Source organism: Nocardiopsis chromatogenes YIM 90109, from assembly GCF_000341185.1.
GTDB classification, from domain to species: domain Bacteria; phylum Actinomycetota; class Actinomycetes; order Streptosporangiales; family Streptosporangiaceae; genus Nocardiopsis_A; species Nocardiopsis_A chromatogenes.
Window position 1 is genome coordinate 20,842 of record NZ_ANBH01000122.1, and the last position, 7,804, is coordinate 28,645.

At 75.1% G+C, this 7,804-nt stretch carries 4 protein-coding genes and 1 pseudogene; 2 read left to right on the forward strand and 3 right to left on the reverse strand.

Going from position 1 to position 7,804, the window contains the following annotated elements; translation table 11 throughout:
- Positions 1-363: 363 nt before the first annotated feature.
- Positions 364-1,833, forward strand: a complete 1,470-nt coding sequence (locus D476_RS0112500; RefSeq protein WP_017624279.1) for a peptide MFS transporter — start codon at positions 364-366, stop codon at positions 1,831-1,833.
- Positions 1,834-2,058: 225 nt separating this feature from the next.
- Here the strand turns inward: D476_RS0112500 and D476_RS0112505 are convergent, their stop codons facing one another.
- From D476_RS0112505 to D476_RS0112525, 3 genes and pseudogenes are all read right to left on the reverse strand, one after another.
- On the reverse strand, positions 2,059-3,246 hold the full coding sequence (locus D476_RS0112505; RefSeq protein ID WP_017624280.1) for a JmjC domain-containing protein: 1,188 nt from the start codon (positions 3,244-3,246) through the stop codon (positions 2,059-2,061).
- A gap of 306 nt (positions 3,247-3,552) precedes the next feature.
- A pseudogene (locus D476_RS33100) lies at positions 3,553-5,716 on the reverse strand (prolyl oligopeptidase family serine peptidase).
- Between the two features lie 713 nt (positions 5,717-6,429).
- Positions 6,430-6,918 carry an Lrp/AsnC family transcriptional regulator gene (locus tag D476_RS0112525; RefSeq protein WP_017624282.1) on the reverse strand — a complete coding sequence of 163 codons (489 nt, stop codon included), beginning with the start codon at positions 6,916-6,918 and terminating at the stop codon, positions 6,430-6,432.
- Between the two features lie 204 nt (positions 6,919-7,122).
- Between D476_RS0112525 and D476_RS0112530 the strand changes: the two genes are divergently transcribed.
- Complete coding sequence (locus D476_RS0112530) at positions 7,123-7,767, forward strand: LysE family translocator (RefSeq protein WP_017624283.1); 645 nt, start codon at positions 7,123-7,125, stop codon at positions 7,765-7,767.
- Positions 7,768-7,804: the final 37 nt, after the last annotated feature.

Genomic DNA, 7,804 nt, shown 5'->3' on the forward strand with positions numbered 1-7,804 from the left:
GTCGGGTCGCCCCGCGGTTCGGACGGTGTGCGGGGGGTCTCCGCGGTGCGGCGGCCCGCCGCGGGATGCCCGATATGTCCTGTGAGGAATGCTACAAACCCCAAGAGAGTGGAAAGTCAGGAATGACACAGGGTGTACATTCCTTGACCAGGACGGACGTCCACGACCCTGGACGTCCCCGGCGGGGCGGCCCGACGCCCGCCGACCGGAGACCCGATCGCCGCAGGCGCCGCCCGGCCCGCCGCACCCCCGGCCCCCACGAGGGGTGCGGGGACCACCTGTGCCGAAAGCCGGTCCGCCCGGCCGCGCCCGCGCGCCCCCTACAAGGGCGCGCGCGGGCACACGCGAACGACGGGAACACCGATGCGGAACCACCCCAAAGGGCTGATCACCCTGGCCGGGACGGAGATGAACGAGCGCCTGTCCTTCTACGGCATGCGCGCCATCCTCGTCCTCTTCCTCGCGGCGGCGGTGAGCGAGGGAGGCATGGGCCTGGGAACGGGCACCGCCACCGCGGTCGTCGGCCTCTACCTGGCCATGAGCTACTTCACCGCGCTGCCCGGCGGGTGGATCGCCGACCGACTGCTCGGCCAGCGCCGCACCGTCCTGGTCGGCGGCGCGGTCATCATGCTCGGCCACATCAGCCTCGCGCTGGAGTTCGGTTCGGCGTTCGTCTGGTTCGGCCTGGCGCTGGTGTGCGTCGGCACCGGACTGCTCAAGCCCAACATCTCCGCCATGGTCGGCGAGCTGTACAAGGACGCGCCCGACGCCCGCCGCGACGCCGGGTACTCGCTGTTCTACATGGGCATCAACATCGGCTCGGCCATCGGCCTGTTCCTGGTGGGCTACCTCGGCGAGCACTACGACTGGCACGTCGGCTTCGCCGTCGCCGCCGTCGGCATGGCCCTGGGCCTGCTGCAGTACGTGCTGGGCCAGAAGAACCTCCAGGGCGCCGGGGACGCGCCCGGCAACCCCCTCACCGCCCCAGAGCGCGGCCGCCTGCTGCGCAACCTGGCCGTCGCCGTGGCCGCGGTCGCCGCGGCCTTCGCCGCCGCCGCGCTGACCGGCACCCTCAGCGTCGACAACGTCACCTACGTGCTGACGGCCTTCTCGATCGTCGTCCCGGTCCTGTACTTCCTCTACATGTTCGTCGTGCGCCGCGACGACATCACCGACGAGGAGCGGCCCCGGCTCAAGGCGTTCATGTGGCTGTTCGTCGCCTCGGCCGTGTTCTGGATGATCTTCGACCAGGCCGCCGGGCCGCTCACCCTGTTCGCCAAGGAGCACGTCGACCTGCACATCGGCTCCTTCGCCGTGCCCGCCGGGTCCACCCAGGCGGTCAACCCCGTGATGGTGATCGTGCTCGCCGGGGTGTTCGCCCTGGTCTGGAGCAAGCTGGGCGACCGGGTCAGCACCGGCATGAAGTTCGCCTTCGCCCTGGTCGTGTGCGGCTTCTCGTTCGTCGTGATGAGCTGGGCGACCGCCGCCACCGACGGCGGCACCGTCAAGGTGGGCCTGATGTGGCTGGTCGGCGTCTACCTGCTGCAGACCATCGCCGAACTGTGCCTGTCCCCGGTGGGCCTGTCGATGACCTCCAAGCTGGCCCCGCAGGCGTTCAAGGCGCAGATGATGGGGCTGTTCTTCCTGTCCATCACCGCCGGGGACGCCGTCGGCGCCCAGGTCAGCCGCCTGCAGCCGGTGCTCGGCGGAGACTACTTCCTGCTGCTGGGCCTGCTGGCGGTGGTGTGCGGCATCGCCCTGTTCCTCTTCGTGGGCAAGCTCCGCGGGCTCATGGGCGAGCAGCACCCCGAACGCCAGGCGGCCACCGCCTGACAGGACACCCCGCCCGAGGGCGCCGCCCCCGACATCACCTGACCCGGGGGCGTCCGGACGCCCTGTTCCACCCTCCGGCCCCCGGCCGCGCACTGCGGCCGGGGGCCGGAGGCGTCCCAAGGCCCGGTCGGGACCGGCGGAGCCGACGCAGACACCGGGCGCCGACCGCCCCTCGCGCGGCGGACCGGGCGGCCCGCTTCCGGCCGGCACCCGCGAGGCGGCGCGTCAGCGCAACACGACCAGGTGGTGCCGGACGAATGCGCGCAGCACCGCCGCCACCGTGTCGAAGCCCGCCCCCGACCGCTCGGCCAGCTCGCCCGCGGTGAGGCGGCGGTCGCGCGCCAGCACGCTCAGCACCGGCTCGGCGGCCGCCGGGAAGCGGTAGCGCCGCCCCGACACCGTCACCGACGCCTTGCCGCCCTCCACCGCGACCGGCGGCGCGATCAGCGGCACGAACTCCACCGCCGTGTCCTCCTCCGGCACCCGGCCGTCCTCCACCGCCCACCGCAGCGCATAGGAGTGGCGGCGCGGGAAGCGGGCGTCGCGCTCGGCGAGGAAGGCGTCCACCCCGTTCTCCTCGGCCAGCGCCGAAAGCACCCGGACCAGCTCGTCGTGGCGCTTGCGGCGCTCGTCCGGCGAGGCGAAGCGCGGCAGGTCCCGGCGGAACACCTCCTCGTCGTAGAGGCGCTCGACCAGCGACCGCGCCCAGTCCACCCCGGTGGCGCGGGTGAAGCCGAACGTCAGGTGCATGCTCACCCCGCCCGTCCCGGTGACCGTGTGCCACCACCCGCGCGGGACGTGCAGCACGTGCCCCGGCCGGAGCACGCCCTCCCACACCGTGCCCTCCGGCGGGGTGTGGGAGTGGTCGGAGTCCACCTTCATCGGGTGGGGGCGGCTGCCCGGCCCGTGCACCTGCCAGGCCTTCTCCCCGGCGACCTGCACGATGAAGGTGTCGTGGTCGTCCCAGTGGGTGGCGAAGCCGTGCGAGTCGCCCCAGATCAGGTACAGGTTCGCCTGGGCGCGCTCGCGCACCAGGCGCATGAGGTCGTCGGCCGCCTCCCGGACCGGCGGGTGCAGCCGGTCGACGCTGTCCAGCACCAGGCTCGCGCCCTCGCGCAGCTCCCGGTAGAGCGCCTCCGGGCGCACCACCCGGGCGGCCTCGCGCGAGACCTCCCCGGCCTCGGTGTAGCGCTCCACCGGCACCGCGGAGCCGGTGCGGTGCAGGCGCAGCCGGGGCGGCGCCAGCGGCCGGGTGGCCAGGACCTCGTCGAGCGCGTCGAAGTCCAGCAGGCCGCGCACCGCCTCCTCGCCCACATCGGCGAAGAGCACGTCCTCGGACAGGCGGCTGCGCAGGGCGTCCTCGCCGATCGCCGCGCGCACGGCTCCGGTGAACAGGGTGTGGGGCTGCAACACGGTGGCGGTGACCTCCCGGGGAAGGGGCGGGGCCGCCGGGGGCCAGTGGCGAACCCCCGGCGGCGCTCTATCGGGCGGTCACCCCGGCGGGGGCGCCGCCGCACGGTGACCGGTGCATCGGACGGTCGGATCGGATGGGGGTCAGATGAAGTCGGAGCTGCCGTCGGTGCCGTCGTTGTCGCCGCCGCCGGCGGTCAGGTCGCGCGAGGTGACCTCGCCGAGGTCCTCGACCTCGACCTCGAACTCCATGGGGTCCATGTCTCCTCCTGTCCTTCGTCGGGGTTCCCTGCCCGGTGGGGCAGAGCTTCAGCGCCCGCCCGGCCGCGGGCGCAGCCCGGTCCGCTCGGCGGCGAACGCGTGGGCGTCGGCGGCCAGGGCGACGGCACGGGACACGGCCCGCTGGCCGTGCCCGACGTCGCGCTCGTAGCGCAGCAGGGCGGGCGCGCCGGCCCCTTGAAGGGCGGCGCACATCTTGCGGGGGTGGGCGGCGCCGGTGCGGGTGTCGGAGTGGAACCCGGTGAGCAGCACCGCCGGACGGCGGCCGCCCGCCCCGTCCAGCGCCAGGTGGTAGGGGGAATAGGAGAGCAGCGCGGCGAAGTCGTCCGGGTCGGCGGCGGTGCCGAACTCGCGGGTCCACATCCGGCCCAGGCCCATGCGCTCGAACCGGGCCATGTCGGTCAGCGGCGCCGAGGAGATCACCGCCGCGCACAGGTCGGGCCGGAGCCCGGCGGCGGCGAGCACCAGCATGCCCCCGGCGGACCCGCCGGTCAGGCACAGCCGCGCGCGGTCGGCGTGGCCGCCCTCCACCAGCGCGTCCGCGGCGGCGACCAGGTCCTCCACGGCGCGGGGCTTGGCGCGTCCGGCGCCGCGCCGGTGCCAGTCGCGGCCGCCGTCGCCGCCGCCGCGCACGTGCGCCACCGCGTACCGGCCCCCGGCGCGCAGCCAGGCCAGCACGGTGGCGCTGAAGCCGAACTGGCGGGGGCGGCCGAAGCANGCCGTCCTCGTCGGGGTCGGAGCCGGGCGCGGACAGCAGGGTGACGGGCACCCGGGTGCCGTCGGCGGAGCGGCACCGCAGCACCCGGCGGCGGATGCGCGCGGCGGGGGCCGGAGGGCGGCCGCCGCCAGCGGCGGAGGGCCAGGGGCGCGGGCGCGCGGCGCCGGGGTCGAGCAGCAGCACGCCCTGGGGGGTGGCGACGTCGGCGTAGCAGAAGTGGGCGGTGCCGCCGGGGCCCTGCTCCAGCCGGGTGACCATGCCCTCGCCGGGCAGGTCGACGGCGCGCAGGCGGCGGCCGTCGCGGGCGTCGTGCACGTCGAGGGAGCTGACGCCCAGGCGGGTACGGGTGACCAGGAGTTCGGGGCGGTCGGGGGTGCCTGCGGCGGTGAACCCGTCGAGCGGGGCGCCGGGGTCCTCGGGGACGACCTCGCGCCAGTGCCCGGGGTCGGCGGGGTCGGCGGGGTCGGCGGCGCAGACGCGGCGGCGGGGGGCGTCCAGGGTGGTGCGGAGATAGAGGACGCCGTCGGGGCCCAGGTCGGCGGTGGTCTCGGCCTCCACGCCCTCCTGGACGGGGACCCAGGCGGGGGCGTCGGGGGGAGAGGCGTGCAGGTCGGCGATCCACACGTCGTTGCGGTGGCCGGTGCCGTGGCTCTCGGTGGCCAGCAGCCAGCGGCCGCCGAGCACCCGCACACCGGGCACGGTCCGGGGGCCGGTGCAGGCGCGCACCAGGGTGTCCGGGGTGCCTCCGGCGGCGGTGCCCCCGGCCGCGGCGCCTCCGTCCGCGGCCACCCGGTGCAGCCAGAGCCCGCGGCGGCCGTCGGCGCCGTCGCGGCGGGCGTAGAAGAAGGCGGGGCCGCCCAGGTCCGGGGGGAGCCAGGCGACGTGCGAGTAGCGGACGCCCGCGATGCCCGGCTCGACGGGGGCGCCGTCGGAGGTGCGCAGGATGTGCAGCTCGCCGTGCTCGGTGCCGCCGGTCGAGGTCTGGACCGCGACGAGGGAGCCGTCGGGGGAGGGCTCCCAGGCGTCGAGGGTGGTGCGCCCGCCGGGGTCGGCGGCGACCGGGTCGAACACGGTCCGCTCGATGGCGCGTGCGCCGCCCTTGGCGTGCCTGCCCTTCCCGGGACCGTCGGCGCCCCCCTGGCCGTCGACGCCGATCCCGCTGAGGGCGACGATGCGGGGGTGCTCGTCACCGGGGGAGCGGCGGGTGGCGAAGGCGGTGCCGCCGCGCAGGAGCGGGGGCGACCACAGGTCGTGGTCGAGCAGGCGGGTGATGTCGGCGGCGAGGCGGTCGCGCATGGGCCAGGCGCGGGCGGCCTCGGCGAACTCGCGCTGCCGCGCGTCGAGCCAGCGCCGGGTGGCGGTGGACTCACCGTCCTCCAGCCACCGGTAGGGGTCCGGGACGGTGCGTCCGTGGACGGTGTCGAGGACCGACGCGGTGGGCCCGTGCGGTTCGGTCCGGGCGAACGGAACGTTCACCGGGCGGCGCGGGGTCGGCGGCGGGGGTTGCTCCGGGCGGACACGTGGGCAAGTCGGCTGCACACGTTGACATCGTTCAAGCGCGCCGCGACGACGGTCAAGGGAGGAGTGACTGTCCGAAAGGCAAGCCAGGTGTGCCGGTGAGGCGAGTTGTACCTCCCGATCCGCCAGGTGACGGGTGGGAAGCGGAGGGTGGGCGGGGCGGTTCCCCGGGGGTTCGGGTCGTCCGGCGGGCCTCGGGCGGCGCGGGAGGTGGCGGGTCCGGCAGGTACCCCGCTCGTGGTCCCCGGTCCTGACTGCGGGGCGGCAGGTTCCTCGCGGTCCGGGTGGGGGCGGGGCGGCTCGTGTCCTGCTCCGCTGCGGCCTTCCGCCTCACAACCCGGGGCCCGCCGCTCGGTCGGGGGCGGTGAGCGGGGGACCTGGTGGACCGGCCACCTCCCTGGTTCGCGAGGGGCCCGGCGGACGGCAGGCGTGGCCGGGAATCCGCTCCGCTCTGGCCGTCGGCGCCCGTCACGGCGACCACGCACACGCCTCCCGCCCGACAGCGCCGCCGAAAGGGAGGAGCCTTCGTCGTTGCCGCCCCACCGCTCTCACTCCGGCGGCCCGCCGTCCCGCCGGGCCCGTGAGCGGGTGGCCGGCTCCGCCGTCGCCGCTTGGCCGCCCGGACATCCACGCGCCCGACACCTGACGACCCTGCCGCGCGGGGCGTCGCCCTACCCCGTCTCGGCCGAAGCGTCCGGGGGCAGCAGGGGGCCGCCCTCCCATTCCTGGAAGACCAGCATCGTCTCCACGTTGTGGATCTCCGGGCGGGAGGTCAGTTCGTCGACGATCAGGCGCTGCAGGGTCGCCACGTCCGGGCAGGCCACCAGGACCAGGAAGTCCGATGCCCCCGCGATGTTGTACAGCGCCCGCGTCTCCGGCTGCGCCAGGATGTGCTCGGCCAGCGGCGCCAGCACGTCGCGGCTGTGCTGGGTGCGCAGCGTCAGGAACGCCTGGATCGGGCGCCCCAGCGCCTCCGGCGACACCTTCAGGCGGTAGCCCTCGATCACCCCCGACGCCCGCAGCCGGTTCACCCGGTCCAGGCACGTCGACGGCGCCACCCCCGCCTCCTCCGCCAGATCGCGGTTGGTGATCCGTGCATTGTTCTGCAGGATGCGCAGAATCCGCAGATCGACCGAATCCAGATCGACTCGTTCAGTCATACGCCGAATATATCACGGTGATTTGGTGTAGTTTTCGGAGATCCTCCATAATTAGCGGGACAAGTTCGTTGAATGACCGGGCGATGCCCGGTCGTTTCGCAGTTCGTTCCGCCGTGCCGCCGTGCTCCCGGAGGGGGTGAGGGGGCTGGGCCCCGTCCGGGGCGCGGGCACGGCGGGTCCCGACGCAGACGAGGGGGTGCGCTCGTGCCGATCCCGGAGCACATGGGCGGGTTCATCGCGGCAGCGGTGCTGGTCACGGTCCTTCCCGGACCCGATTTCGTGCTCATCACCCGCAACACCGCCCGCGGCGGGCGGCGCGGCGGGCTGGCGACCGCCGCCGGGTCGGTCACCGGCATCGCCGCGTGGGCGCTGCTGGCCACCGCCGGCCTGTCGGTGCTGGTCGCCTCGCACCCCGCGGTGCTGCACGCCCTCCGCCTGGCCGGCGCCGCCTACCTCGTCTACCTCGGCGGCAGCACCATCCTCGCGCTATGGCGTGCGCGCCGCTCAGGGGCCGGGGGCGCCGACGCCGCCGCCCACCACGGGGGTGCGGACCGGTCCGGGAGCCCCTACCTGCAGGGGCTGGTGAACAACCTGCTCAACCCCAAGCTGCCGGTCATGTTCGTGACCGTGCTCCCGCAGTTCGTCTCGGCGCCCGAGGCGGCGGTGCAGCAGACGGCGCTGCTCGGAGCCGTCCTGGTGGCGATGGTCGTGGTCTGGTGGCTGGTCTACGTGCTGGGAATCAGCGCGCTGTCAGAGATCATGCGGCGCCGCCGCGTCCGGCAGGGAATCGACCTGGCCGGGGGTGTGGCCCTGACGGCCTTCGGGGTGGCCCTCGCCCTCGCCGCCTGAGGCGGCCGCCGCCAGCAGCGGGCCCGCGGCGCGCACC

What these genes read in the sequence shown, in the direction of transcription:
- D476_RS0112500 (WP_017624279.1), top strand. Translation starts at nt 364, where the DNA reads ATGCGGAACCACCCCAAAGGGCTGATCACCCTGGCCGGGACGGAGATG.
- D476_RS0112525 (WP_017624282.1), bottom strand. Translation starts at nt 6,918, where the DNA reads ATGACTGAACGAGTCGATCTGGATTCGGTCGATCTGCGGATTCTGCGC.